The sequence below is a fragment of the Tardiphaga sp. vice154 genome (assembly GCF_007018645.1).
Lineage (GTDB): Bacteria > Pseudomonadota > Alphaproteobacteria > Rhizobiales > Xanthobacteraceae > Tardiphaga.
In genome coordinates, this window is record NZ_CP041399.1 from 267,720 (window position 1) to 292,597 (window position 24,878).

The window sequence follows — 24,878 nt, forward strand, 5'->3', positions numbered from 1 at the left end:
TTCGACGTGAGCGCCGACAACATGCTCGTGCCTGCGGCGGTCGGCGATCCGGCCGTCTTCATCATCGCCAATACGCTGTTGCTCCCGGTGCCGCTGGTGCCGGAAATCGGGCTGCACATCGCCGACGAGGCGGTGCCGCTATGGACCAAGACCGAAGACGAGATCAACGAGATCGGCCTGCCACCGCCCTTCTGGGCCTTTGCCTGGGCCGGCGGCCAGGCGCTGGCGCGCTATATCCTGGATCATCCCGAGACAGTTGCCGGCAAAACCGTGATCGATCTCGCCTCCGGCTCCGGCATCGTCGCCATCGCCGCCGCGAAAGCCGGCGCCGCCCGCGTCATCGCCTATGACATCGACGGCTTTGCCCGCATGGCGATCGCACTGAACGCGCGCGTCAACAAGGTCGTGATCGAGGTCAGCGGCGACGATCTGCTGGCGGGCGCGACCGCGCCTGTGGCCGAAACCATTTTAGCCGGCGATATCTTTTATGAAAGCGACACGGCGAAACGCGCCTTCGACTTCCTCGACGATAAAGCCGTAGCCGGCGCGACCGTCCTGATCGGCGACCCCGGTCGCAGCTTCCTGCCGAAGGCCCGGCTGCACAGGATTGCGGAGTACAGGGTGCCGGTGTCGCGCGAACTGGAAGATGCCGACATCAAGCTCACCGCCGTATGGGGCTTGGCGTAGCCTTGCCGGCTCCGCCGTGGCCCGGAAGATAACGGCACGGATAACCGTTGGAATTCCGTGGCACGCGCTTCACGCCGCCGGGCTTGCGCCACGAGGCTACAAATTCGACTGTTCCATCATGACGTTATCCGCCTCTGCCGGGTTCGGGGCCGGTAAGGCCGGAATTGCCGTGTGGGCGGCAGGACGACTTGCCGACCTACAAAAGGCCTAGGACGAGTGCCTTGTCGCGGTACCCCGCGCGGGCGCATAATCGCGGGAACAACGACAGCCGTTGCGGCCACCCGCGGCCGTGATCGCAGTGCAAGGAGGGGAACATGTCCGAGAAAATCTACGACGTGCCAGCCGAATGGACTACGCGCGCCTACGTCGACGATGCCAAATATCTCGCGATGTACGATCGCTCGGTGCACGATTCGGACGCCTTCTGGGCCGAGCAGGCCGAAAACCTCGACTGGATCGAGAAGTTCACCACCGTCGAGAACACCTCGTTCGCGCCCGGCAAGATCTCGATCAAGTGGTTCGAGGACGGCGTGCTCAACGTCGCCTACAATTGCATCGACCGCCACCTGCCGGCGCGCGCCAAGCAGACCGCGATCATCTGGGAGGGCGACGATCCCTCACAGTCGCGCCACATCTCCTATCAGGAACTGCACGACGAGGTATGCCGCTTCGCCAACATCCTGCGCACCCGCAACGTCCAGAAGGGCGACCGCGTCACCATCTATCTGCCGATGATCCCCGAGGCGGCCTATGCGATGCTGGCCTGCGCGCGAATCGGCGCGATCCATTCGGTGGTGTTTGCCGGCTTCTCGCCGGACTCGCTCGCCCAGCGCATCACCGATTGCCAGTCCAGGATCATCATCACCGCGGATGAAGGCCTGCGCGGCGGCAAGAAGGTGCCGCTGAAGGCCAATGTCGATGCCGCCGTAGCCAAGGCCGGCGACGTCGATTGGGTGGTCGTGGTCAAGCATACCGGCGGTGCGGTCACCATGGATCCGGCGCGCGACTTCTGGTACCGCGAAGCCGCCGAGATGGTCACCGCCGAATGCCCGTGCGAGGCGATGAATGCGGAAGATCCGCTGTTCATCCTCTACACGTCGGGCTCGACCGGCCAGCCCAAGGGCGTGCTGCACACCTCCGGCGGCTATTTGCTGTTCGCCTCGATGACGCACAAATACGTGTTCGACTATCACGAGGGCGATATCTACTGGTGCACCGCCGACGTCGGCTGGGTCACCGGCCACAGCTACATCCTGTACGGGCCACTGGCCAACGGCGCGACCACGCTGATGTTCGAGGGCGTGCCGAGCTATCCGACGATGTCGCGGTTCTGGGAAGTCATCGACAAGCACAAGGTCAACATCTTCTACACCGCGCCGACCGCGATCCGCGCGCTGATGCAGGCCGGCGACGATCCGGTGCACCTCACCTCCCGCAAGAGCCTGCGGCTGCTAGGCAGCGTCGGCGAGCCGATCAATCCGGAGGCCTGGGAGTGGTACTACAACGTGGTCGGCGAGAAGCGCTGCCCTATCGTCGATACCTGGTGGCAGACCGAAACCGGCGGCATCCTGATCACGCCGCTTCCGGGCGCGACCCGACTCAAGCCGGGCTCGGCGACGCGGCCGTTCTTCGGCGTGGTGCCGGAGATCGTCGATGCCGACGGCCATGTGCAGGCCGGCGAGACTCAGGGCAATCTGTGCATCGCGCGGTCCTGGCCCGGCCAGATGCGGACGGTCTACGGCGACCATGCGCGCTTCGAGCAGACCTATTTCTCGACCTATCCCGGCAAGTACTTCACCGGCGACGGCTGCCGCCGCGACGCCGACGGTTACTACTGGATCACCGGGCGGGTTGACGACGTCATCAACGTCTCCGGCCACCGCATGGGCACCGCCGAGGTCGAGAGCTCGCTGGTCTCGCACGCAAAAGTCTCGGAGGCCGCGGTGGTCGGCTATCCGCACGACATCAAGGGTCAGGGCATCTACGCCTATGTCACGCTGATGACGGGCGTGGAGCCGACCGAGGAGCTGCGCAAGGAACTGGTCGGCTGGGTCCGCAAGGACATCGGCCCGATCGCCTCGCCGGACCTCATCCAGTTCGCGCCGGGCCTGCCGAAGACCCGCTCCGGCAAGATCATGCGGCGCATCCTGCGAAAAATCGCCGAGGACGAATCCGGCACGCTGGGCGACACCTCGACGCTGGCCGATCCGGCGGTGGTGGATGATCTCGTCGAGCACCGTCAGAACAAGCGGCCGGGGGTGTAATTGACGCCGAATACGGTCGCCAGTCTTCTCTGGCGACTACCTTGAGATTAAGCTTTGGCCTATCAGCCGTCGTTGCGAGGAGCCCTTGCGACGAAGCAATCCGGTTCTTACTGCGCTTTCCGCTTTCTGGATTGCTTCGCTGCGCTCGCAACGACGGTGGCACTGCTGGTGCCCCCCTTTCTGCTGTGACCCGCAGCGCACCGTTCCCTGCCTGATCATCGACTTCACCTTTCGCCGCGCGGTTTGCCCGCCGCTGTGATTTCCAGATCATTTACTTTGTCGGCAGGATTTCTCCTTGATCGCGCCGTTCGATCGCCGCCGGCGCCGGATGATACCGGATGCTTAAGGCGATCGCTCGATGATCCCGGCACCATTTCGTTCATTCATGGGAGGGATTGATGCCGACGAAGTACGCCGTTGCGCTGGCCGCTACTCTTGCCGCGGGGGCGCTGGCTTCGCATCCGGTGCAGGCCAGCCCGGCGCGGGTCGTGTTCCAGGGCGGCTATGCACCCGGCACGATCGTGGTGAAGACCAGCGAGCGCCGGCTGTATCTCGTGCTCGATGACGGCACCGCGGTGCGCTATCCGGTCGGCGTCGGCCGGCCCGGCAAGCAGTGGGAAGGCGTCACCAAGATCGACGGCAAGTATCGAGAACCGGCCTGGTCACCCCCGGCGGAAGTCAAGCGCGACAATCCGCGACTTCCCGACGTGATCGCCGGCGGATCGCCGTCCAACCCGATGGGCGTCGCCGCGCTGACGCTGGCCGGCGGCGAATACGCCATTCACGGCACCAACCGTCCGGGCTCGATCGGCGGCTTCGTCTCCTATGGCTGCGTGCGAATGTACAATGAGGACATCAGCGACCTGTTCGGCCGCGTCCCGGTCGGTACGCCCGTGGTCGTGACGCAGCGCTGAGCTTTGCGGCCGGGCTCCGTTCACCTATCCCCGGAGGGAGAGGTCGGATGCGCGAGCAAAGCAAGCGCGGCCGGGTGAGGGGTCAGGGACCTCTCGATGGAGCTGTGCCCCCTCACCCGCCCCGGCTTCGCTACGCTTCGCCGGGCCGACCTCGCCCCAATGGGGAGAGGTGAACGGAACGCCGTCGCTCCGTCCAGTCGAAACTCAGTGCTTGAAGTGCCGCACCCCGGTGAAGACCATGGCAATGCCGGCGTCATCGGCGGCCTTGATCACCTCGTCGTCGCGCACCGAGCCGCCGGGCTGGATCACCGCGGTGGCGCCGGCCTCGATCGCCACCAGGAGACCGTCGGCGAACGGGAAGAACGCGTCCGACGCCACCACAGAACCCCTGGTCATCGGCTCCGCCAGCTTCATTTCCACCGCCGCATCCTGCGCCTTGCGCGCGGCGATGCGGGCAGAATCGATCCGGCTCATCTGGCCGGCGCCGATGCCGACGGTGGCGAGATCCTTGGCATAGACGATGGTGTTGGACTTGATGTGCTTGGCGACGCGGAACGCGAATTTCAGATCGCGCAGTTCGGCCTCGGTCGGCTGCCGCTTCGTCACCGCGCGCAGCGTCATGTCGTCGACCACGGCGTTGTCACGGCTTTGCACCAGCAGGCCGCCGGCGACGGTCTTGTAGGTCAGGCCTGGCGCGCGCGGATCGGGCAGGCTGCCGGCCAGCAGCAGCCGCAAATTCTTCTTCGAAGCGACGATGGCGATCGCCTCGTCGGTGGCATCGGGCGCGATGATGACCTCGGTGAAAATCTCGGTGATCGCGCGCGCGGCCTCCGCATCCAGCGTGCGGTTCAATGCGACGATGCCGCCGAACGCCGAGGTGGAGTCGCAGGCCAGCGCCTTGCGATAGGCCTCGACCAGGTCGCTGCCTTCGGCGACGCCGCAGGGATTGGCATGCTTGACGATGACGCAGGCCGGGGTGCGCTTCGCGTTGAACTCGGCGATGCACTCATAGGCCGCGTCGGTGTCGTTGAGATTGTTGTAGGACAATTGCTTGCCCTGCACCTGGCGCGCCGAGGCGACGCCGGGGCGCTGCTCGGGGGTGCGGTAGAACGCGGCCGACTGGTGCGGGTTCTCGCCGTAGCGCAACGCCTCGACGAGCCTGCCGCCGATGCTGCGGAAGTCAGGCGCTTCGATCTTCAACTGCGCGGCGAACCAGTTCGAGATCGCGGCGTCATAGGCCGCGGTGCGCGCATAGGCTTTTGCGGCAAGGCGGCGGCGCAGCGTGATCGTGGTCGCGCCGTTGTTCGTGGCAAGCTCGTCGAGCACCGACTGATAGTCGGACGCCTCGACCACCACCGCGACGTCGTCATGGTTCTTGGCGGCAGCGCGGATCATCGCGGGACCACCGATGTCGATATTCTCAATGCAGTCCTCGTAGGACGCGCCTTTCTCGACGGTCGCCTCGAACGGATAAAGATTCACCACCAGGAGATCGATCGGCTTGATGCCGTGCTCGGTCATCGACTGCACGTGCTCGGCATTGCCGCGGATCGCCAGCAACCCGCCATGCACCTTCGGATGCAGCGTCTTGACGCGGCCGTCCATCATCTCGGGAAAGCCGGTGAGGTCGGAGACGTCGGACACCTTGAGGCCGGCAGCAGCAATTGCCTTGGCGGTGCCGCCGGTGGACACGAGCTCAACCCCGTGGGCGGCCAGCGCGCGGGCGAATTCGATCAGTCCGGACTTGTCGGAAACGGACAGCAATGCGCGGGTGATCTTGCGCGGGTGATCGGTCATGGGCAAAATCCTCTGGTTGAAGGAATGTGATGCCCAGGCGCGCGGCAGATGTGGCTCGCGCTTCCCGATGGTGCTCCATCCAAGGTCGCCAGTCGCGCGAGCGAGGGTCGATTAGCAGTTTTCGCCGTCCTGCACAACGTGGACCGAATAGCGCCTGGGATAGAACCCCTACAGCGGCAATTCCGGCTCGCGGCGCGCGTTGCGACGGGCGTTGGTGGCGGCAGGGGAGGAGGCCGAGCGGGCAAAGCTCCAGCGCACGCTGGACGTGTTCTTGGAATCCTGCCGGATCACGATCTGCGCGGTACGGCGCGGTCCGTCATTGCCCGCCAGGAACACGCTGTCCTCCAGCTCGACCTTGTCGTCGAGCGCCTCGAAGGTCCAGACCTCGCGGTTCGGCAGCACCAGCATGACGCCGCGGGCGTCCGACAGCCGGCTCGCCTTGACCGACGGATGCAGGTGGAAGCGGATCGCATAGTCGGTATTGCTGGCCTTGAGCCGCGCCCCCGGCGCCATCGACATCGTGTCCTCGCCATCGAGCCGCGAACCGTCCTCGGCCATCATCAGCACCCGGCGGTGCACCACGCCGAAGCGACCCTGGTAGCCGTCATGCGACGTCGTCAGCATGGTGCCGTTTTCGTTGATCTCGCGGTAGCTCTCGACCACGCGCGGCCCATCGACGATCGGCGCGCCCTGTAGGAACTTCTTCATCGACGAGCGTTCGACAAAGCGGCACGACGAGGTCTCGTGATAGGTCACGGTGGAATGCGCCGGCGTGCTGCGGGCAAAGGCGCGCCAGTTGTCGCGCCCGGTGGCGGGCATGCCGCAATTGATCACGATCCGGCTGGGACCGGCGGACAATTCGAACGACAGCGTGCCGGCATGCGCCTCCTGGCTGAGCTTCGCCGGCGGCGGCGGGCCGGTGTCGATGATCACAGTCGTCGCGCCGGCGTCGAGGCGCTGGAAGCCGGTATGCGGCATGTTCACCATCGGCGTGCCGTGGGTGTCGTCATAGGCCAGCAGCGTCGCCAACAGATGCGACGGCGCATTGCTCATGCCGTTGAACAGGGCAAAGCTGCCGTCGCCATGGCGGAAGAAGCGCAGCATCGGCATCATGCGGTCGATCGCATTGAGCAGCGCCGGCGGCGGCGCGATGTTGCGCGCTGCAAAGGTCTGGCGCAGCGGCAAGAGGTCGATCAGCAGCTCGATCAGCGCGCCGGGATTGCGCGAGATGTGGCCGCCATCCGGCAGGATCTGGCGCTGCAACTCGTCGGACAGTTTCTTGGTGGCGGTACGGACGTGGCGGGCCTGGTTGGCCAGGCACAACGAGGCATAGCACAGCGCGATCAGCACCTGCAGCCGCGGCACGCCGTCCGGCACGTCGGACAATGTATAGCGCAGGGTGCGGATCTCGCGGGTCAAGGCGCGCAGATATCGACGGTAAAACTTGCCGTCGGTGTCGCCGAGCACCAGCGGCGCCTGCGACAAGAGCGAGATCACGCGGCGCGCGGTGACATCGGCGCGGCGGCCGACCGGCCGCTTTCGCGACGGGTTGGTGATCCAGTCGTCGACCAGCGACCGGGCATTCGCGCGGGTGATGGCGGTGTCGGCGGCGCGCAGATGGCGCAGCCAGCCGAAGCCGAGCAGGGCCACTTCCCAGTCTTCCGACGGCGGCTCGAGGTCGAAGATCGAGCGGCCGTGGCAGGTAACGATCTTGCCGGCAAAGACGAAGCGGCCGGCGTAGATCTCAGCCGCGCGGGTGGCGTCGGCGGTGCGCAGGTCGTGCGGCGCGATGATCAGCCGGTCAGCGCGCCCCGGCCACAGACGGGACAGCGCCACCGAGCCACCCGAAGCGCGCGACAGCGCCGTCCGCGCAAAGCGGCGCAGGATCAGCTTCGAGATACGTTGGCGATGAGCGACCACGCGCGCCTTTGGACGAGGGATATCGGGATAAGAACAATTTGTTGCGAATCCCTTTTATCCGGAAACGCGCCGAGCGCACACTATAAGACCATCACCGGTGGAACTTGGCAAAATCAGCCGATAGACCTGCGGAATCAGGATTTAACCAGCCGCGCCGCATAGAAACCGTCGAGCCCGGCCAGCCGCGGATCGGCGTGCGGCAGGTGGCTGGGCAGCGTGCGCAGGTCGCCGTCCGCCGTGACGATGTCGGTCAGACCCGCGACCTCGCTGGCATCGACCGGCGCGCGTTTCAGGCTGGGATCGGCATCGAGCAAAGCGGCGACCGCGTGTTCGCCTTCTTCAGGTTCCAGCGAACAGGTGCAATAGACCAGAGTTCCGCCGGGTTTCAGCATGGTCACGGCCTTCTGCAGCAAGCGGCGCTGCAGCGCGGTAAGCAAAACAATATCGGATTCCTGCTTCAGCCAGGCGACATCGGGATGCCGGCGGATGGTGCCGGTGGACGAGCAGGGCGCATCGACCAGCACGCCGTCAAAGCCCTCTCCGGGATATTCGGTGCCGTCGGAAATCACGGTCTCGGCCTGCAGCGACAGCCGGCTGAGGTTTTCCCGCAGCCGCGCGATCCGGTTGTGCGAGCGATCGACCGCGGTGACCTCGGCGCCGGCGTGGATCAATTGCGCGGTCTTGCCGCCCGGGGCAGCACAGAGGTCGAGCAGGCGCTTGCCCTTGATGTCGCCGAACAGCCGCGCCGGAAGTGCTGCGGCGGCGTCCTGCACCCACCACTGGCCGTCGGAGAAGCCCGGCAGCATGGTCACCGAGCCCTGCAGCAGCGTACGCACCGAGCCAGTCGGCAGCACCTCGCCGTGCAGCCGCGTTGCCCAGGCCTCGACCTCGGATTTCACCGTGAGGTCGAGCGACGGCTCATGGCCGAGCGCTTGCGCGATGTCGCGCGCGACGGCCTCGCCATAATTCGCGTTCCAGCGCGCCATCAGCCACGCCGGCACGTCGAGCGTCTGCGCGGCGATCTCGTCAATCAGCGGCTGGCCCTCGCGGGCACAGCGGCGCAGCACGGCATTGACGAGGCCGGCATATTTCGCCGCCCGGCGGTCGGACTGCACCATCCGCACCGACAGATCGACGGCGGCGTGATCGGGAACATCCATCCAGAGAATCTGCGCAGCGCCGATCATCAGCGCGCTTTGCGCGCGCGGCGCGTCCGTCGGGATGCCGCGATCGAGCATCCGCGACAAGACGTGGGTGAGCGTGCCCATGCGGCGCAAGATCGTCGCCACCAGCCGGCGCATCAAGGCGCGGTCGCGGTCCGACAGCGCCTTGAGGCCGGGATGCGCCGCAGCCCCCTCGAGCTGGTCATCGAGGGTGCGGCGCTTGTGCAGCACGCCATCGAGAATATCGGCCGCAATGCGACGCGCGGCGAGGCCGGGCACCTCGGTGGGCGGGGCGTATCTGACTTGCGACATGCAAAACTTCACGAAAGAGGATCAATATCATCAGCGCGGGCCGGCCTGCGCGCGCCAGCGAGCAAAAATTTACTCGCATGCGAATATGCCAAATGTAAGAATCGCCTTTATATACATATCGTACACGGTGGGCTTCACTATTTCTGAGCGATAAGGCATCGCCTGATACTCCGCACACGGCAGGAACCGAGATGACCGACACTTCCCACGACTCATCCAGCAACCCGGCGCAGGCGGCCGAACCGGAACCCGCGCCGAAGAAAATACTGTCGCCCGCCGCGCAGCGCGCGCTGGCCGAAGCCGAAGCGCGCCACGTCGCCAAAGGAGATCCCGAGAGGCTGGCGAAGGAGCTGCAAGGCCCCGCCGGGCCGGAGCCGACACGTTACGGCGACTGGGAACGCAAGGGCATCGCGTCGGATTTTTAGACGCACAACCATCCTCCCCGGATATTAACGACGGAGTTCCGACTGCCCTTCCAACGAGACCCGATAGATGGCTCGGTCGTCCCACATCCATTCGTCGTCGCCCTGGCGCCGACGCTTTTCCGCGGCGCTGCCGTGGGTGTTCGTGCTCGGCATGGCGGCGGGCGCGATGCTGCCGGTCAAGCGCTGGGTGAGCGGGCCGGCCCCCTCGACGCAGGAGTGGAACACGCCGGCGGCGCGCGACGCCGACGCCATCGTGAGACGCGCCGGCAATACCGCCGCGCCGCAAGCGGTCGATGTGCTGCATGGCATCGACGGTGATACCTTCGCCGCGCGCGTTCATCTGGAAGCCGGCATCGATCTGACGACCCGAATCCGGCTGCGCGGCATCGACGCACCGGAGCTGAAGGGACAATGCGCGCAGGAGGTCCGGCTGGCGGAAGCCGCCGGCGACGCGCTCAACAAGGTGCTGCGCGAAGGCGGCGTGACGATCTTCAATATCGGCCCCGACAAATATCCCGGCCGCGTCGTCGCCGACGTCGCCACAAGGCGCACACCGAATGTCTCGGCGGCCTTGCTCGGCAGCGGCCATGTCCGCAGCTATGGCGGCGGCCATCGCAGCGGGTGGTGTGGTTCGCGCTAGATCACGACCGGCTTGACCCGTACCCGCGACAGCAGGACGAGGCCGGCAACAAAGAACAGCACCAGCACCGCCATGCCGGCTTTCTGGCTCGCGGTGACGGCGGTGACGATGCCGATCAAGAGCGGGCCCATGAACGACGTCACCTTGCCGGTCAGCGCAAACAGCCCGAAGAATTGCGCGATGCGATCGCGCGGCGCCATCCGGATCAGCAACGTGCGCGAGGCCGCCTGCAGCGGGCCACCGGCCATGCCGATAAGGCAGCCGAGTACGAGATAGGCCTGTTCCGCAGGTGCCGCGAACAGCCCGCCACCCGGCGCCGGCGGCGTCACGCTCCAGAACAGGATACGGTCCTTGTCGATGCACAACATGCCGACGATAGAAAGTAGCAGCACCGACATGCTGCCGGCGATCACGCGCTTGGGGCCCAGCCGGACGTCGAGCCGGCCGCCGAGAAAGGCGCCCACCGTGCCGGCCAGCGCCAGTGTGATACCGAAAGTGCCAATCTGGATCGTATTCCAGCCGAAGGTGCCGGCCGCATAAATGCCGCCGAAGGCAAACAATGATACCAGCCCGTCGGTGTAGATCATGTTGGCGATCAGGAACGCCATCATCGAGCGATGCTGCGGCAATTCAAGCAACGTCTGGCGCAAATCGCTCAGGCCTTCCTGCAACGCCTTGCGCGCCGACAGCTTCGCCGGAAAATCCGGCGTGAACAAAAACATCGGCAGCACGAAGACGACGAACCACAATCCGCTGAGCGGCCCGGAGATGCGATCGCCTTCGAAGCTCATAGGATCGAGCCCGAACAGCGGCACCAGACCGAACAGGGTGCGCCCGGTCGTCGGGCTGGCGGCCATGAAGCCGAGCACCACGATCAGGCTGAGAATGCCGCCGACATAGCCCAGCGCCCAGCCGGAACCGGACAGCCGGCCGATCTGGTCGGGCGGCACCAGCTGCGGCATCATCGCATTATTGAACACGGTGGCGAATTCGATGCCGATGGTGGCAAAGCCATAGGCGATCAGCAGCGGCAGGATGATGTCGGGATTGCCGGGCTTGCCGATCCACATGATGCAGGCGCCGATCACGAACACGCCACCGAACACCGCGATCCACGGCTTGCGGCGGCCGCTGGCATCGGCGATCGCGCCGAGCACCGGCGACGCCAGCGCAATCACCAGACCCGCCGCGGCGGTGGCGAAGCCCCACATCGATTGGCCGGCGGCGGCGTCCGACGCCACGCGGGTAGCGAAATACGGCGCGAACACGAAGGTCGTGATCAGGCTGAAATAGGGTTGCGCGGCCCAGTCGAACAGCATCCAGCCGACCACGGCGGAGCGTGGCGGGTAGACCCGGGGGGTCTCATCGACAGCGTGTGCAACGGCGGCCGGGGCCATCCAGAAAGGTCTCCGCGAATCGCATGATTGTGCCATCTCGATCGCAATCCATATAGGATTCAGCAAGGTGGTGCGATCACGGCCGCCGTCAGGAGCGCCGATGCTGCTATTGAATTCGTTTCGCCGTCTGCTGGTGATCGCCGCCGTGCTGGGCAGCATGGCAAATGGCGCGCCGCTTCTCGCGCAGGAGCGCGGCGTCTACACGCCGGCGCCGCCCGGCACCATCCGTCCGGTCGCGGCAAAGCACGGCATGGTTGTCGCGCAGGAAAAAATCGCGGCACGAGTCGGCGCCGATGTGATGGCACGCGGCGGCAACGCCATCGACGCCGCGGTGGCCACCGGCTTTGCCATGGCGGTGACCTATCCGCGCGCCGGCAATATCGGCGGCGGCGGATTCATGGTGATCCATTCCGCCGTAACCGGCGAGGACATCACGATCGATTATCGCGAGACCGCGCCGGCGGCGGCGACTCGCGACATGTTCCTGGGTGCCGACGGGCAGCCCGACATCGCGAAGTCGCGCGACTCGGCACTCGGCATCGGCGTGCCCGGCACCGTTGCAGGGCTGGCGCTGGCACTGGAAAAATATGGCTCCGGCAAGTTCACGCTGTCCGACATGCTGCAGCCCGCGATCGCGCTGGCGCGCGACGGCTTCGTGCTCGATGATGACCTCGCCGACACGCTGCCTGACTGGCGCCGTCGGCTATCGCGCTGGCCGGCATCATTGCGCATGATCGCCCGCGCCGACGGCGCCGCGCTGCGCCCCGGCGATACGCTGGTGCAAACCGATCTGGCGGCAACGCTGACCGCGATCGCGGCGCAGGGGCCGCACGGCTTCTATGAGGGACCTGTCGCCACAAAACTCGTCGATGGCATTCGCGCCGCCGGCGGCATTTTCACGCTCGACGACCTCAACAACTACCGGCCGGTGATCCGCCCGCCGGTGCGCGGCAGCTATCGCGGGTACGACATCGTCTCGATGCCGCTGCCCTCTTCCGGCGGCATTGTGCTGATGGAAACGCTGAACATTCTCGAAAGCTTTCCGATGCAGGACAAGGCGCAGGGCAGCGCGCCCTCGCTGCATCTGTTGATCGAGACGATGAAGCGCGCTTATGCCGACCGCGCACGCTATCTCGGCGATCCCGCTTTTGTAACCGCACCGATTGCCACGCTGCTATCAAAAAACTATGCCGCCCGGCAGCGCGTCTCGATCGACGTTGCGCGCGCGACGCCCTGGACCGACGCGCTCTCCGCGGTGCCACCGCGCGAGGGCGAGAACACCACGCATTATTCGGTGGTCGATGCCGCCGGCAATGCGGTGAGCAACACCTACACGTTGAATTTTCCCTACGGCTTGGGCCTTGTTGCGGAAGGCACCGGCGTGCTGCTCAACAACGAGCTGGATGATTTCACCGCCGCGCCCGGCGCGTCTAATGCCTTCGGCCTGGTCGGCTTCGAGGCCAATTTGCCCGGACCTAGCAAGCGGCCTTTGTCGTCGATGTCGCCGACCATCGTGCTGAAGGACGGCAAGGTAGTGCTGGTCACCGGGTCGCCGGGCGGCAGCCGGATCATCTCCACGGTGCTACAGGTGGTCGTCAACGTGCTCGACTATCAGATGGACGTGGCCTCCGCGGTGGCCGCGCCGCGGCTCCACCACCAGTGGCTGCCCGACGAGGTCCGCATCGAGCGCGGTTTCTCCGATGCGACGCTGGCGGCGCTGACGGCGATGGGCCACCGGGTACTGGAGCCGATGGGACAGACCTCGGCCAACTCCATCGCCGTGACGCCGGGCGGCTTGCTCGGTGCGCCCGATCCGCGTACGCGTGGGGCTGCAGCATCCGGATACTGACATGTCGGATGCCCTGAGCCGGCCTGGACGCCGGCCGTGAATGACTAGTCTGGGGAGCATCTACATGAATAAGGGTCGGCCCGAAGTTACGGGCAGCATCGACGTGGCGGCCATCGAAGACACCAGTCTTCTCGCGTTCTATCGTGACATGAACGTGCCCGAGCGGCGCACCTTCTGGGCCTGTGCCACCGGCTGGGCGCTCGATGGCATGGACTTCATGATCTACCCGTTGGTGATCGGCACCATCATCGTGATGTGGAACGTCGATCCCGGCACGGCCGGTCTCGCCGGCACCGTGACGCTGCTGGCGTCCGCCATTGGCGGCTGGCTCGGTGGCTATCTCGCCGACCGTATCGGCCGCGTCCGCACCTTGCAGATCACCATCCTGTGGTTCTCTTTCTTCTCGCTGGTTTGTGCCTTCGTGCAGAATTTCGATCAGCTCCTGGTGGCCCGCGCGCTGCTCGGACTGGGCTTCGGCGGCGAATGGGCCGCCGGTGCGGTGCTGATGGGCGAAGCGATCCGCCCGCAATATCGCGGCCGCGCGGTGGGCTCGGTACAGTCCGGCTGGGCCATCGGCTGGGGCCTTGCGGTGCTGTCGCAGGCGATCCTGTTCTCCTATCTGCCGCCGGAGATCGCATGGCGCTGGATGTTTGCGATCGGCGCGCTGCCGGCGCTGCTGGTGCTCTATCTTCGCCGCTATGTCGAGGAGCCGAAGATTGCCGCGGAGACGCGCGCGCGCCAGAATGCGACCGGCGATCGGCCGAAACTGCGCGAGATCTTTGCAGGTCCGATGCTCAAGACCACGATCCTCGCCTCGCTGGCGGCGACCGGCTGTCAGGGCGGCTACTACGCTATCACCTTCTGGGTGCCGCGCTTTCTTACCACAGAACGCAAGCTGTCGATCGTCTCCTCGACCGGTTATCTCTCGGCGCTGATCATCGGCTCCTTTATCGGATATCTGGTCGGGGCCTGGCTCGCGGATCGGATCGGCCGCCGCAACCTATTCCTGACCTTCTCGCTCGGCGCCATCGCGGTGATCCTTATTTACACCCAGGTGCCGCTAACCAATGAAGTGCTGTGGGTTCTCGGTTTCCCCCTCGGCTTCTTTGCTTCCGGCTACTTCTCCGGCATGGGCGCGTTCCTGACCGAACTGTATCCGACGCGGTTGCGCGGCTCCGGCCAGGGGTTTTGCTACAATTTCGGACGCGGCTTCGGCGCGCTATTTCCATTCCTGGTCGGCGCATTGTCGACGACCACGACGCTCGGCAATGCGATCGCCATCTTCGCCGTGCTTGCCTATGGACTGTTCTTCATCGCAGCCTTCGCGCTGCCTGAAACCCGCGGACGGATTCTCTATGCCGACGCTTGATTCAAACAGCGAGCCACGCGCCTGCCCCGGCCCGCAGCCGGTGCAGCGCACCACGACGCGCTTCATTGTGCCGCCCGGCGCGGTGGACACCCACGCCCACGTCATCGGCCTGCCGCCCGAATATCCCTTTGTCGCAAGCCGCAGCTACACGCCACCGGCGGCTTCGGCCGCCGACTACCTGGCCATGCTCGATGCTACCGCGATGACCTATGGGGTGCTGACGCAGGTCAGCGTGCACGGCACCGATAACCGCCTCCTCGTCGAGACGCTGCAGGCAAACCGCCAACGGCTGCGGGGCATCGCAGTGATCCCGCTGGACTGCCCGGACAACGAGAAGGCCGCGCTGAAGGAGGCCGGTGTCGTCGGTCTGCGTATCAACGTGCTGTATGGCGGCGGTGTCGGCTTTTCCCAGCTCGAGGACTATGCCGCGGTGTGCCGCGAGATGGGCTGGCACCTGCAATTCCTGATCGATGCCGGGGATCTTCCGGCGTTGGCGTCGCGATTTGCAAAGCTGCCAGTGCCGTTCCTGATCGACCATATGGGGCACTTCCCGACCACCCGTGGCACGGCCGACACCGGCTTTCAGGTTTTGCTGTCGCTGGTCCGCGATGGCGGCTGGGTGCGGCTGTCCGGCGCCTACCGCACCAGTACCGAAGGCGGCCCGCCCTATGGCGACACGATCCCGTTCGCCAGGCTTCTCGCCGAAGCAGCGCCGGAACGGTGCGTCTGGGGCTCCGACTGGCCGCATGTAGCGAACTGGGACGCGATGATGGGCGTCAACGACCTGCTGGACCTGCTGGCGGACTGGGTGCCGGACGACGCACTGCGGCAGCGCGTACTCGTCGACAATCCGCAGCGGCTGTTCGGCTTTCCAGCCGTCTAGCCCCCCATCGAATAGGGCCCGCCCTTCTGCAGCGCGCGCTGATAGGCCGGGCGGGCGTGGATTCGTTCCAGGAAGGCCATCACCTTGGGGTGGCCCTGCTTCAGACCGGCGCGGCCGCTTGCGGCTTCCAGCGGAAAGCTCATCTGGATGTCGGCGGCGGTGAATTCGGGGCCGGCGAACCATTCGCTCTTGCCCAGCTCGCCTTCCCAGAACGCCATGTGATTCTTGAGCTGCGGATCGATCATCGTGTCCTGCACCTTGGCCGAGATCGCGTTGACCAGCGGCCGCATCAACAGCGGCGCGCGCTTCGGCAGCAGGCCGAAAATCAGCTTCATCAATAGCGGCGGCATCGCCGAACCTTCGGCATAATGCAGCCAGTAGGTGAAGCGCAGCCGCGCCGGCGTGCCCGCCTGTGGGATCAGCCGGCCGTTGCCATAGGTCTCGACCAGATATTCGATGATCGCGCCGGATTCGGCGATCGTGTTGCCATTGTCGGTGATGACCGGCGACTTACCGAGCGGATGGATGGCGCGCAATTCCGGCGGCGCCAGCATGTTGGACTGACGCTGGTAGCGCACGATCTCGTAGGGCACGCCGAGTTCTTCGAGCAGCCACAGCACCCGCTGCGAGCGGGAATTATTCAGGTGGTGAAGCGTGATCATGAAGGGTCCTTTGAGGGCGAGAACGGCGCTTTGTTTTACCCGGGTGTTATTGACGGGGATATTATCCGGGTTTAAATAAAGACCTCAGTTCGCTCCAGTAGACCGCAGGTTATCACCATGAATGCAACGACTTCGAGCCAATTCAGCGCGTTTGCAGGCGACCGGCTGCTGGCCTCCGGATCCCTCGCGGAAGTGGCGATCGCCGTGAAGATGGCGTCCGGCACCGCGTCCACGGCGCCGGTCCTGATCTTCGACGATGCCAGCGGCCGCGCCATCGACCTCGACCTGCGCGGTAGCCACCGCGACATCGTCGCCCGGCTGCCACCGCCGGTGCAGCCGGCGGCGCCGACGGCGCCGGAGGCGCGCGGGCGCGGCCGGCCGAAGCTCGGCGTGGTGGCGCGCGAGGTGACGCTGCTGCCGCGGCACTGGGACTGGCTCAACGCCCGCCCGGGCGGCGCCTCGGTCGCGCTGCGAAAACTGGTCGACGACGCCCGCCGCGCCACTGCCGACGCCGACCGGATGCGGGCCGCCCGCGACGCCGCCTATCATTTCATGTCGGCGATGGCCGGCGACCGGCCGGGCTTCGAGGAGGCCTCACGCGCGCTGTTCGCCGGCAATGTCGCGCGCCTCCAGGATCTGACGGCGGCGTGGCCTACTGACATCCGTAGCCATCTCCTGCGCCTGCTTTCGGCAGTTGATCCCGGCGAATCGAACAGCTAGGCTCGCTTGGATGACAGTCATCATATAAGGCGGCAGACAAGCCGCCAGTCAGGGAGCCACCCATGCCCTCTCCGCAATTCCTGTTCGACTTTGGCAGTCCCAACGCCTTTCTGGCCCACGGGGCGATCCCGGCGATCGAAGCGCGCACCGGCGCGAAGTTCGAGTACGTGCCGGTGCTGCTTGGCGGCATCTTCAAGGCGACCAACAACAAGTCGCCGGCTGAGACGCTCGCCGGAATCAAGAACAAGCGGGAATTCCACGCCATCGAGACCGCGCGCTTTCTCAAGCGCTTCAACGTCGCGCCCTATGTGTGGAATCCGTCCTTTCCTGTGAACACGCTCAACCTGATGCGCGCGGCGATCGCCGCGCAGCTCGAAGGCGTGTTCGAGAAATATGTGGAGGCGACGTTCCACCACATGTGGCGCGAGCCGAAGAAGATGGACGATCCGGAGATCGCCGCCGCCGCGCTGCACGCGTCAGGACTCGACGCCGCAAAACTGTTTGCCCGCGCGCAGGAGCCGGAGGTGAAGGCAAAGCTGGTCGCCAACACGCAGGACGCGGTCGAACGCGGCGCGTTCGGCTCGCCGACTTTCTTCGTCGGCAACGAGATGTATTACGGCAAGGAGCAGTTGCGCGACATCGAGGATCTGTTCGCGGGCGCCGGCAAATGACCGCGCCGAAGCGTAACGCCACCGTCGCCGTGATCGGCGCCGGCGATTTCATCGGCGCGGCGATCGCCAAGAAATTCGCCACCGAGGGCTTCACGGTGTTCGCCGGCCGCCGCAATGGCGACAAGCTCGCACCGCTGGTCGCAGAGATTGAGGCGGCGGGCGGCCGGATCGTCGCGCGGTCGCTCGATGCGCGCAAGGAAGACGAGGTCGCGGCGTTTCTGGACGACGCCGACGCGCATGCGCCGCTGGAGGTCTGCATCTTCAATGTCGGCGCCAACGTCAACTTCCCGATCCTGGAAACCACCGAGCGGGTGTTCCGGAAGGTTTGGGAGATGGCGTGCTATTCCGGCTTTCTCGCGGGGCGCGAGGCCGCGAGGCTGATGTTGGCGCGCGGACAAGGCCACATCTTCTTCACCGGTGCCACCGCCAGCCTGCGCGGCGGCGCGGGCTTCGCCGCCTTTGCTTCCGCCAAGTTCGGGTTACGCGCGCTGGCCCAATCGATGGCCCGCGAACTCGGCCCACAGAACATCCATGTCGCGCATCTGGTGATCGATTCCGGCGTCGATACCGCTTGGGTGCGCGAGCGCCGCGAACAGCTCTGGGGCAAGGAAGCGCTCGACAATCCCGACCTCTTGATGCCGCCTTCATCGGTCGCCGAATCCTATTGGCAGCTTTATCAGCAGCCGCGCAGCGCCTGGACGTTCGAGATGGAGATCCGGCCGTTCGGGGAAAAGTGGTGATTCGCTAAACGCTCTCCGCCGTCATTGCGAGGTCAGGGAAAGCCAAGTGGCTTTCCCCTTAGCGAAGCGACGAAGCAATCCAGCTCTTGCAGAGCGTGCGACTTTCTGGATTGCTTCGCTACGCTCGCAATGACAGCTTCACGGTCAAAGCAAACAACTGACAATCAAGGACATTCCCATGCGTATCCTCGTGGTCGGCGCCGGCGCCATCGGCGGCTATTTCGGCGGCAGGCTTCTGGCGGGCGGCAATGACATCACGTTTCTGGTGCGGCCGAAGCGCGCCGCCGAACTGGCGAGCGCCGGCCTCGTCATCAAGAGCCCGCATGGCGACGTGACGCTGGCCAATCCGCCGACCGTTCTGGCCGACCGGCTTAGCGACACCTTCGACGTCGTGCTGCTGAGCTGCAAGGCCTTCGATCTCGATGACGCCATCGCCTCGTTCGCGCCGGCGGTCGGGCCGGACACCGCGATCATTCCGATGCTGAATGGCATGCGGCATCTCGATGTGCTGGAGCAGCGCTTCGGCGCAGCCAACGTGATGGGCGGCCAGTGCCAGATCGCGGCGACGCTGAACGCGCAGCGCGAAGTGGTGCAACTCGCGCCGATGCAGTCGCTCAGCTTTGGTGAGCGCGACGGCGCGATGTCCGACCGGGTGAACAAGCTCGCCGCGATCATGGCCACCGGCAATTTCGACGGCAGACCGAGCGCGACGATCCTGCACGACATGTGGGAAAAATGGGTTTTTCTCGCAACGATCGCCGGCGCTACCAGTTTGATGCGCGCTTCGGTCGGCGATATCGTCGGCGCGCCCGGCGGGCGCGACTTCATCCTCGGTGTCCGCGACGAATGCGCCTCGGTGGCCTCGGCCAATGGCTACGCGCCGCGCGCGGCATTCCTGGAGCGCACCGAAGGCACGCTGACGGCGGAAGGCTCCAAGCTAACAGCGTCGATGTTCCGCGACATTCTCAATGGCGCGCCGATCGAGGCCGACCAGATCATCGGTGATCTGATCGCCCGCGCCGACGCCGCCAAAATGCCGGTGCCGAAGCTGCGGGTGACCTATACGCATCTCAGGGCCTATGAGGCGTCGAGGGGATAACTTCTTCGCCCTCCCCTTCTGAGGGAGAGGGTAAGAATGCCCCTCACAGATGCGCGAGATAATGCGCCAGCGCTTCGATCTCTTCATCGCTGAGCGGATAGGCGGCATCGGCCATCGCCGCCCGGCCGCCGCCGGAGCGGACACCCGACTTGAAGTCGTGCAGCGCCTTGGCGAGATATTCCTCGCGCTGTCCGGCAAGCCGGGCCACGCCTTTAATGCCAGCATAGTCGTCGCCGTGGCACAGGCCGCAGCGGCGGCCGGCGGCGGCCTGCGCGCCCTTGGCGGACAGGTCGGGATTGTCGTCGGGCTTTTTCGCCGCGGGTGGCAGGGAGGCGAACCAGGCGGCGAGGTTGCGGATGTCCTCATTGCCCAATTGCTCGACGATCGGCTGCATCTGTTCGTTCTTGCGCGTGCCGCTGCGGAAATACACCAGCTGCCACTGGATGAAGGCGTCGAGCTGGCTAGCGAGCGAGGGAATGTTCGGGATTTGAGACTGCCCGTTGTCACCGTGGCACGCCGTGCAAAGTTGAGCCTTCTCCTGGCCCGCGACGAGATCGGCAGCGATCAGGGGTTGGCCGAAAAACGCACCGACGAGAAGGGTCAGTCCGAAACGAGGCGCGCGGTGCATTGACGGCATTCCCATTTTGTTGCTGTCGTTCCGGGCAGGCGCAGCGCCAGCTGCGACTGAACCCGGAACACCGACATGCTTTCGGGGTCCTCAGCCGCTCCAAAAGGAGCGGCTGAGGTTTGCTTGCGGCTCACGCCCCGAAACGACGGCCGGCCGTCACTTCGCGTAGCTGATCCGGTAGATCGCACCGGCCCAGTCATCCGCCACCAGCAATGATCCGTCCTTGGCGATCACGATGTCGGCGGGACGGCCGAGATAGCCCTGGTCGCCTTCGAGCCAGCCTGACGCAAAAATCTCCTGCTTGGCGTTCTTGCCATCGGGGTCGGCGATCACCCGCTTGATGCGCGCGCCCTGATATTTGCGACGATTCCAAGAGCCATGTTCGGCGATGAAGATGTTGTTCTTGTACTCGGCAGGAAACTGGCTGCCGGTGTAGAACTTCATCCCCAGCGGGGCCACATGCGCGCCGAGGTTCAGCACCGGCGGCGTGAACTCCGAGCACTTGTGACCCATGGCGAATTTCGGATCTTCCATATCGCCCTGATGGCAATGCGGATATCCAAAATGCTCGCCAAGCCTAGAGATCATGTTGAGCTTGTCGCTCGGCATGTCGTCGCTGATCCAGTCGCGGGCGTTTTCAGTGAACCAGTATTTGCCGGTGCGCGGATCGACGTCGCCGCCGACGCTGTTGCGGACGCCGAGGGCCACGATCTCGGCATTGCCGGTCTTGGGATCGACGCGGCGGATCTGCGACAGCGAAGTCGGCGGGATGCCGATGTTGAAGGGCGGGCCGAACGGCACGTAGAACCAGCCATCTTTGTCCGGCGCGAGATACTTCCACCCATGCGCTACATAAGACGGCATGTCGTCATAGACCACCTTGCCGTCGCCGAGCTTATCGAGATTGGCCTCGGCATTGTCATATTTGATCAGCCGGTTGATATCGATGACGTAGAGCGCGCCGTCCTGGAACGCGACGCCGGTCGGCATCTTCAGGCCCTTGACCACGGTCTTGACCTGCCGCTTGCCCCCGCTCTCGGTGATCGCATAGATGTTGCCGAGGTCGAACGAACCGACGAACAGCGTACCCTTGTCGCCCCAGGCCATTTGCCGAGCGGCCAGCACGCCGGAGGCATAGACCTCGATCTTGAAGCCATCCGGCAGCTTGATCTTCTTCATCGTCGCCGCCAGTTCGGCATCGGAGATGCCGGTCGGCGGGCCGGACGGCGGCGCCAGACCTTTCTGGGCCTCGGTCTCGTCGCCGAGAAACCAGTCCGGCGGCGGGTTGGTCCAGAACTCCTTGGTATCGGACTTGTAGCTCTTGAGTTTTTCCTGAGCGCTGGCCTGACCGATCCCGGCGAATGCAAGGACGGCGGCACATGCGAGCACGGATCGACGGAACATCGATGTCATCGTGTCACTCCCTGGGCAGCACGTTTTGGCTGCAATGTCTCGTTGGACGCTGAAACGCGCCTGCCGTTTTTCTCGGTCAGGCGGCGCAATGCTACCACAAGAAAAGAGAGCGCCAAGCATGACGAGCGGTATGCACTGCAAAGTGATGCATTGCGTCGTGTTGCAATGCGGCGCTCCGGATTGCCGCTCAGTCTTTTTTCTTTAGCGTCACAAAGATTTTGGCACTGCCGTGATTGTTGCGATAGAGGCGATCATACAGCAGCGGTAGGCCAATGACCGCGTCGTTGACGAAGACGAACAACTCGCCGTCCCGCGTTGGCCGCATCGGAAACTCGATCTTCGACGCCGTCGGGTCATAAATATAGAACGCTTCCTCACCGCCGGTCCGGCCGTAGCGCACCACGACCTCGAACCAGTCCTGAAACAATTCGCGGCGCAGCGGAACGGCGGCAATGAAGAGCAATTTCTGCATCCAGTTGGCGGCCTCCCATGGAGAATCGCCCGGCTCCACCGGGATGCCGCCATCGTCCCACGCGGTGGGTGCCATCTCGATGACATAGCGCTCCCGAGCGGTCAGCATGACCCCCGTCGCATGGCAGAGCTCTTTGGTGTGGAATGCGTTCGGCAGTTCGACTTTGACGCCGGGCTTCAGCGCCACAAGGCTGGCTTGCGGCGTCTCCTTGCAGGTGGCGCCCCAGACATCCTGAATGTTGAACAGCAGGTGGCTGGCAACGGCCAATCCGATGTAGACAAAGAAGATGGCGAACACCGCCGGGGCAATTCGCGACTTGAGGGTCACGAGCGTCGTTTCGTAGGCCGGGCTGCTGCGCAGCCTGTACAGCAGATTGTTCGGCAGTCCTTGCGGCGCACCGGGTAGCTTGCGCCAGATTGCGCTCATCTTGCCATTCGTGGTCGCTGCAATGCGTCCGCCGAGCAACAGCAGCCCCGCCACCAGCAATGCCGAAACCAGGAACAGACCGGGCTCGCGGGAGTAGCCGTCGAACCAGAAGCGCAGATGCGAAGGCAGGAAGCCCTGGATCACGCGCAGGATGTCGGACACCCAACGAAACCGGCTCGTCAATTCATCGACCGGCTGGGCATTGCGCACCAGCGGAAACAGCAACAGCCACAGCGTCGCGGCGAGGGTCAGGAAATACACCGCCCGCCGTTTCCAGATTTCGTTCCAGATATGCTCCTGCGCTTCCGCGCGATCTGCGGCGGCAGCATTGTCCTCGAAGGCACGTGTCGCCGCTGGAATCCTGAACTGATCCGGCGTGACGATCTCGCCATTGTCCCTGACGACGTCGTACAGCGGCGGCAGGCCTACGGGGGCATAGGCATGGGCGTTGTTTTCGATGCGTTTGAAAACGCTCTCGTGAATCTTGGCGCGACCGACCTCGACCTCGTCGCCTTCGCCCTTGCTGGAGTCCGGATAGAATCCCGGAACGAGTTTTCGCGGACCGTAGCGATAGTAGCCGCCAAGTCCCTTACGCGGATCGTAGAGCCGGCCGTCCTTGTCGCGCTTCGCGATGGCATTCTTGAACGTATCGGGGTCGGCCCGCATGACATCGGCGTCGGGCGGTGCGTCGATGTGATCGGACTTGAACTTCAAGCCGCTACGCCTGGCCTCGCCGAGCATCCAGAAGAACGAAAGATAGGCCAGGGAATCATCGGGATAACCGCCCCCGACATTCGAGTGCACGCCGGGAAACCAGACCTGCGTAATGCGCTCGTCCTCGATCGAACGACGCTCGGTCAGCCTGCGGGTCTTCGGATTTTCGTCGGTCTCATCCCATAGCTGCGGATGAAACGTGGTCCGTTCTTCGTCGAGCGCCAGCGCCTGACAAGCCCTCGCCACGCTTTGGCTGAGCTTGTCGCCGGGCAATTCGATGGGCCACAGATACTCATGAACGCCATCGTTCATTTCCTTGATCGGCAGGCCATAGGCGGAGACCGTGTCCCACACGCCGATGAACTCGATCTTGATGTTGCTGCGGATGTTCGCCGGCGGATAGTGCGGCCCGAACAGGTTACGCAGAAATTGATACGGACGTTCGAGGCGCAGGTTTTCGTAGCGCTGCTTCCGATAGGCCCGATAGGCTGCGCTTGCGAGACTATGCAGTTCGGCTTCTGTATCAGCCCGCACCAAGCCCTGATTGGTGATCAATCCCATCACAATGCGGATGGTGAAGGCGCCGCGGCTGAACCCGAAGCCGTATAATTTATCGCTTTCATCGCGATAATTACGACAGGCAAATTTATAAAGCTCGATCACATTGCGGCGCAGCCCGAAACCGAAGGCGCCGCCGAGAATGGCCAACGGCTTGAATGAAGACGTGCCGACGCCGTCATCGTAATAGGCGACCTGATCCGACCCCGACAGGTCGAGCGCCTCAAAAGTGCGCCAGACGTTGGTGCGCCACACCTTGCCTGCGGAATTGCCGGTGCCATCCGATAGCAGGACGATGCTTCTGCCCATCGATGCGCTCCCCCGAACGACAAAAAAGGCTGCCGGCCGCAGAGAATTGCGCCACAAAATCAGAAATTCAACCTAAAAGTGTTTTTAGACCCGAAATCGCGTACATGGAAGCGCTCCCGGCAATCGATCAGGGCGCGCGTCGCTGCGATGTCATGCATTGAACGACGCACCACCGCCGTCGCCGCTACAGCATCCCCTGGCTGAGATATTTCCAGGCCACGGCGAGAACGATCAGGCCGATGAAGATCAGCGCCACCGGCAGTTTCTTTTTCTCGGGCTTGGGCGGCGGCTGCTTGATCTTGCGGAACGGGGTGACGTTGTCGCCACCGAGATCGTCGGGCATGGGTCTGGCTTTCGGCGCGGTGGGGGGAATGGGGGCCGTGCCGGTGCCGCCCATGCGGGAGTAATAGCTCCGGTACACGAGCTGAATGGTGGTTTCGGCGGCAGCGGCCTCGGCCACCTTGCCGCGCGCCAGCAGCGCCAGATAGCCCGCAAAGAAATCCTGCGATTGCTGCGGCAGCGCATCGATGCTGTTGAGCTTGGCCATCATCAACCAGGTCGCAAAGTCGGCGCGCGCCTCGTCATGGGCTCGCCGGGCAATCTCGAGGTTGGAATCCGTTTTAGCCGGCATTGTCAGGTCCCGCACCCAGTGAGGACGGCGATTGTCTGCCCAACGCCCGGCGATTTCAAGCGAGCGTGAGCCCCCACCTACGACAAGGCCGCCTTGCGGCGGCCTGTCATCGTACGAAATATCGAGCCAAGAAATTCTGGAGCGGGCGAAGGGATTCGAACCCTCGACCCCGACCTTGGCAAGGTCGTGCTCTACCACTGAGCTACACCCGCATC

21 protein-coding genes, 1 tRNA gene and 1 riboswitch are annotated in these 24,878 nt (G+C 64.7%); of the genes, 12 read left to right on the top strand and 10 right to left on the bottom strand.

What is annotated here, in order from left to right; all coding sequences use genetic code 11:
- The first annotated feature begins 21 nt into the window (after window positions 1-21).
- From FIU28_RS01175 to FIU28_RS01185, 3 genes are all read left to right on the top strand, one after another.
- On the top strand, window positions 22-687 hold the full coding sequence (locus FIU28_RS01175) for a class I SAM-dependent methyltransferase (RefSeq protein ID WP_143575977.1): 666 nt from the start codon (window positions 22-24) through the stop codon (window positions 685-687).
- 314 nt (window positions 688-1,001) lie between these two features.
- Window positions 1,002-2,951: an acetate--CoA ligase gene (acs, locus tag FIU28_RS01180; RefSeq protein WP_143571280.1), complete on the top strand. Its 1,950-nt coding sequence runs from the start codon at window positions 1,002-1,004 to the stop codon at window positions 2,949-2,951.
- A 398-nt stretch (window positions 2,952-3,349) separates the two neighbouring features.
- Window positions 3,350-3,865: a L,D-transpeptidase gene (locus FIU28_RS01185; protein ID WP_143571281.1), complete on the top strand. Its 516-nt coding sequence runs from the start codon at window positions 3,350-3,352 to the stop codon at window positions 3,863-3,865.
- A gap of 204 nt (window positions 3,866-4,069) precedes the next feature.
- Here FIU28_RS01185 and purH read toward each other — a convergent pair whose 3' ends face one another.
- The 3 genes from purH to FIU28_RS01200 all read right to left on the bottom strand — a co-directional run bounded on the left by purH (window position 4,070) and on the right by FIU28_RS01200 (window position 9,057).
- The gene (gene purH, locus FIU28_RS01190; protein ID WP_143571282.1) at window positions 4,070-5,662 is read right to left on the bottom strand and encodes a bifunctional phosphoribosylaminoimidazolecarboxamide formyltransferase/IMP cyclohydrolase; all 1,593 of its coding nucleotides are present in this window, start codon (window positions 5,660-5,662) and stop codon (window positions 4,070-4,072) included.
- Window positions 5,663-5,686: 24 nt separating this feature from the next.
- Window positions 5,687-5,768: riboswitch (ZMP/ZTP riboswitch) on the bottom strand.
- 62 nt (window positions 5,769-5,830) lie between these two features.
- Window positions 5,831-7,546: a heparinase II/III family protein gene (locus tag FIU28_RS01195; RefSeq protein ID WP_143575978.1), complete on the bottom strand. Its 1,716-nt coding sequence runs from the start codon at window positions 7,544-7,546 to the stop codon at window positions 5,831-5,833.
- 170 nt (window positions 7,547-7,716) lie between these two features.
- A complete protein-coding gene (locus FIU28_RS01200) occupies window positions 7,717-9,057 on the bottom strand; it encodes an RsmB/NOP family class I SAM-dependent RNA methyltransferase (RefSeq protein WP_143571283.1) in 1,341 nt (446 codons plus the stop codon).
- A 191-nt stretch (window positions 9,058-9,248) separates the two neighbouring features.
- On the opposite strand from FIU28_RS01200, the gene FIU28_RS01205 reads away from it, so the two are divergent.
- Window positions 9,249-9,482, top strand: coding sequence for a DUF1674 domain-containing protein (locus tag FIU28_RS01205; protein WP_143571284.1), 234 nt, complete (start codon window positions 9,249-9,251; stop codon window positions 9,480-9,482).
- 67 nt (window positions 9,483-9,549) lie between these two features.
- On the top strand, window positions 9,550-10,122 hold the full coding sequence (locus FIU28_RS01210) for a thermonuclease family protein (RefSeq protein WP_143571285.1): 573 nt from the start codon (window positions 9,550-9,552) through the stop codon (window positions 10,120-10,122).
- On the opposite strand, the gene FIU28_RS01215 is transcribed toward FIU28_RS01210, so the two are convergent.
- Complete coding sequence (locus tag FIU28_RS01215) at window positions 10,119-11,519, bottom strand: MFS transporter (RefSeq protein ID WP_143571286.1); 1,401 nt, start codon at window positions 11,517-11,519, stop codon at window positions 10,119-10,121. The genes FIU28_RS01210 and FIU28_RS01215 overlap by 4 nt on opposite strands.
- Window positions 11,520-11,619: 100 nt before the next feature.
- Between FIU28_RS01215 and ggt the strand changes: the two genes are divergently transcribed.
- The 3 genes from ggt to FIU28_RS01230 all read left to right on the top strand — a co-directional run bounded on the left by ggt (window position 11,620) and on the right by FIU28_RS01230 (window position 15,620).
- Window positions 11,620-13,368 (top strand): gamma-glutamyltransferase, encoded by a 1,749-nt coding sequence (gene ggt / locus FIU28_RS01220; RefSeq protein WP_143571287.1) that lies wholly within the window; start codon window positions 11,620-11,622, stop codon window positions 13,366-13,368.
- A gap of 64 nt (window positions 13,369-13,432) precedes the next feature.
- Entirely contained in the window at window positions 13,433-14,737 is a 1,305-nt protein-coding gene (locus FIU28_RS01225) for an MFS transporter (protein WP_143571288.1), read from the top strand.
- Window positions 14,724-15,620: an amidohydrolase family protein gene (locus tag FIU28_RS01230; protein WP_143571289.1), complete on the top strand. Its 897-nt coding sequence runs from the start codon at window positions 14,724-14,726 to the stop codon at window positions 15,618-15,620. The genes FIU28_RS01225 and FIU28_RS01230 overlap by 14 nt, the downstream gene beginning before the upstream one ends.
- Here the strand turns inward: FIU28_RS01230 and FIU28_RS01235 are convergent.
- A complete protein-coding gene (locus FIU28_RS01235) occupies window positions 15,617-16,282 on the bottom strand; it encodes a glutathione S-transferase family protein (protein WP_143571290.1) in 666 nt (221 codons plus the stop codon). The two genes, FIU28_RS01230 and FIU28_RS01235, sit on opposite strands and share 4 nt — an antisense overlap.
- A gap of 117 nt (window positions 16,283-16,399) precedes the next feature.
- On the opposite strand from FIU28_RS01235, the gene FIU28_RS01240 reads away from it, so the two are divergent.
- From FIU28_RS01240 to panE, 4 genes are all read left to right on the top strand, one after another.
- Complete coding sequence (locus tag FIU28_RS01240) at window positions 16,400-17,002, top strand: DUF2239 family protein (RefSeq protein ID WP_143571291.1); 603 nt, start codon at window positions 16,400-16,402, stop codon at window positions 17,000-17,002.
- 62 nt (window positions 17,003-17,064) lie between these two features.
- Entirely contained in the window at window positions 17,065-17,673 is a 609-nt protein-coding gene (locus FIU28_RS01245; RefSeq protein WP_143571292.1) for a 2-hydroxychromene-2-carboxylate isomerase, read from the top strand.
- The gene (locus FIU28_RS01250) at window positions 17,670-18,413 is read left to right on the top strand and encodes an SDR family NAD(P)-dependent oxidoreductase (RefSeq protein ID WP_143571293.1); all 744 of its coding nucleotides are present in this window, start codon (window positions 17,670-17,672) and stop codon (window positions 18,411-18,413) included. The genes FIU28_RS01245 and FIU28_RS01250 overlap by 4 nt, the downstream gene beginning before the upstream one ends.
- 178 nt (window positions 18,414-18,591) lie before the next feature.
- On the top strand, window positions 18,592-19,512 hold the full coding sequence (panE, locus tag FIU28_RS01255; RefSeq protein ID WP_143571294.1) for a 2-dehydropantoate 2-reductase: 921 nt from the start codon (window positions 18,592-18,594) through the stop codon (window positions 19,510-19,512).
- Window positions 19,513-19,555: 43 nt separating this feature from the next.
- On the opposite strand, the gene FIU28_RS01260 is transcribed toward panE, so the two are convergent.
- From FIU28_RS01260 to FIU28_RS01280, 5 genes are all read right to left on the bottom strand, one after another.
- Window positions 19,556-20,140 (bottom strand): c-type cytochrome, encoded by a 585-nt coding sequence (locus FIU28_RS01260; protein ID WP_143571295.1) that lies wholly within the window; start codon window positions 20,138-20,140, stop codon window positions 19,556-19,558.
- Between the two features lie 156 nt (window positions 20,141-20,296).
- Window positions 20,297-21,553, bottom strand: coding sequence for a PQQ-dependent sugar dehydrogenase (locus FIU28_RS01265; protein WP_143571296.1), 1,257 nt, complete (start codon window positions 21,551-21,553; stop codon window positions 20,297-20,299).
- Between the two features lie 187 nt (window positions 21,554-21,740).
- Window positions 21,741-24,032 carry a DUF2235 domain-containing protein gene (locus tag FIU28_RS01270; RefSeq protein WP_143571297.1) on the bottom strand — a complete coding sequence of 764 codons (2,292 nt, stop codon included), beginning with the start codon at window positions 24,030-24,032 and terminating at the stop codon, window positions 21,741-21,743.
- Window positions 24,033-24,216: 184 nt separating this feature from the next.
- Complete coding sequence (locus FIU28_RS01275) at window positions 24,217-24,663, bottom strand: hypothetical protein (RefSeq protein ID WP_143571298.1); 447 nt, start codon at window positions 24,661-24,663, stop codon at window positions 24,217-24,219.
- 137 nt (window positions 24,664-24,800) lie between these two features.
- Window positions 24,801-24,875: transfer RNA gene (locus tag FIU28_RS01280), tRNA-Gly, on the bottom strand.
- Window positions 24,876-24,878: the final 3 nt, after the last annotated feature.

Excerpts from the sequence above, each read along its gene's own strand:
- FIU28_RS01175 (WP_143575977.1), top strand. The coding sequence starts at position 22 with ATGCTCGTGCCTGCGGCGGTCGGCGATCCGGCCGTCTTCATCATCGCC.
- acs (WP_143571280.1), top strand. The coding sequence starts at position 1,002 with ATGTCCGAGAAAATCTACGACGTGCCAGCCGAATGGACTACGCGCGCC.
- FIU28_RS01185 (WP_143571281.1), top strand. The coding sequence starts at position 3,350 with ATGCCGACGAAGTACGCCGTTGCGCTGGCCGCTACTCTTGCCGCGGGG.
- purH (WP_143571282.1), bottom strand. The coding sequence starts at position 5,662 with ATGACCGATCACCCGCGCAAGATCACCCGCGCATTGCTGTCCGTTTCC.
- FIU28_RS01200 (WP_143571283.1), bottom strand. The coding sequence starts at position 9,057 with ATGTCGCAAGTCAGATACGCCCCGCCCACCGAGGTGCCCGGCCTCGCC.
- FIU28_RS01205 (WP_143571284.1), top strand. The coding sequence starts at position 9,249 with ATGACCGACACTTCCCACGACTCATCCAGCAACCCGGCGCAGGCGGCC.
- FIU28_RS01210 (WP_143571285.1), top strand. The coding sequence starts at position 9,550 with ATGGCTCGGTCGTCCCACATCCATTCGTCGTCGCCCTGGCGCCGACGC.
- FIU28_RS01215 (WP_143571286.1), bottom strand. The coding sequence starts at position 11,519 with ATGGCCCCGGCCGCCGTTGCACACGCTGTCGATGAGACCCCCCGGGTC.
- ggt (WP_143571287.1), top strand. The coding sequence starts at position 11,620 with ATGCTGCTATTGAATTCGTTTCGCCGTCTGCTGGTGATCGCCGCCGTG.
- FIU28_RS01225 (WP_143571288.1), top strand. The coding sequence starts at position 13,433 with ATGAATAAGGGTCGGCCCGAAGTTACGGGCAGCATCGACGTGGCGGCC.
- FIU28_RS01230 (WP_143571289.1), top strand. The coding sequence starts at position 14,724 with ATGCCGACGCTTGATTCAAACAGCGAGCCACGCGCCTGCCCCGGCCCG.
- FIU28_RS01235 (WP_143571290.1), bottom strand. The coding sequence starts at position 16,282 with ATGATCACGCTTCACCACCTGAATAATTCCCGCTCGCAGCGGGTGCTG.
- FIU28_RS01240 (WP_143571291.1), top strand. The coding sequence starts at position 16,400 with ATGAATGCAACGACTTCGAGCCAATTCAGCGCGTTTGCAGGCGACCGG.
- FIU28_RS01245 (WP_143571292.1), top strand. The coding sequence starts at position 17,065 with ATGCCCTCTCCGCAATTCCTGTTCGACTTTGGCAGTCCCAACGCCTTT.
- FIU28_RS01250 (WP_143571293.1), top strand. The coding sequence starts at position 17,670 with ATGACCGCGCCGAAGCGTAACGCCACCGTCGCCGTGATCGGCGCCGGC.
- panE (WP_143571294.1), top strand. The coding sequence starts at position 18,592 with ATGCGTATCCTCGTGGTCGGCGCCGGCGCCATCGGCGGCTATTTCGGC.
- FIU28_RS01260 (WP_143571295.1), bottom strand. The coding sequence starts at position 20,140 with ATGCACCGCGCGCCTCGTTTCGGACTGACCCTTCTCGTCGGTGCGTTT.
- FIU28_RS01265 (WP_143571296.1), bottom strand. The coding sequence starts at position 21,553 with ATGACATCGATGTTCCGTCGATCCGTGCTCGCATGTGCCGCCGTCCTT.
- FIU28_RS01270 (WP_143571297.1), bottom strand. The coding sequence starts at position 24,032 with ATGGGCAGAAGCATCGTCCTGCTATCGGATGGCACCGGCAATTCCGCA.
- FIU28_RS01275 (WP_143571298.1), bottom strand. The coding sequence starts at position 24,663 with ATGCCGGCTAAAACGGATTCCAACCTCGAGATTGCCCGGCGAGCCCAT.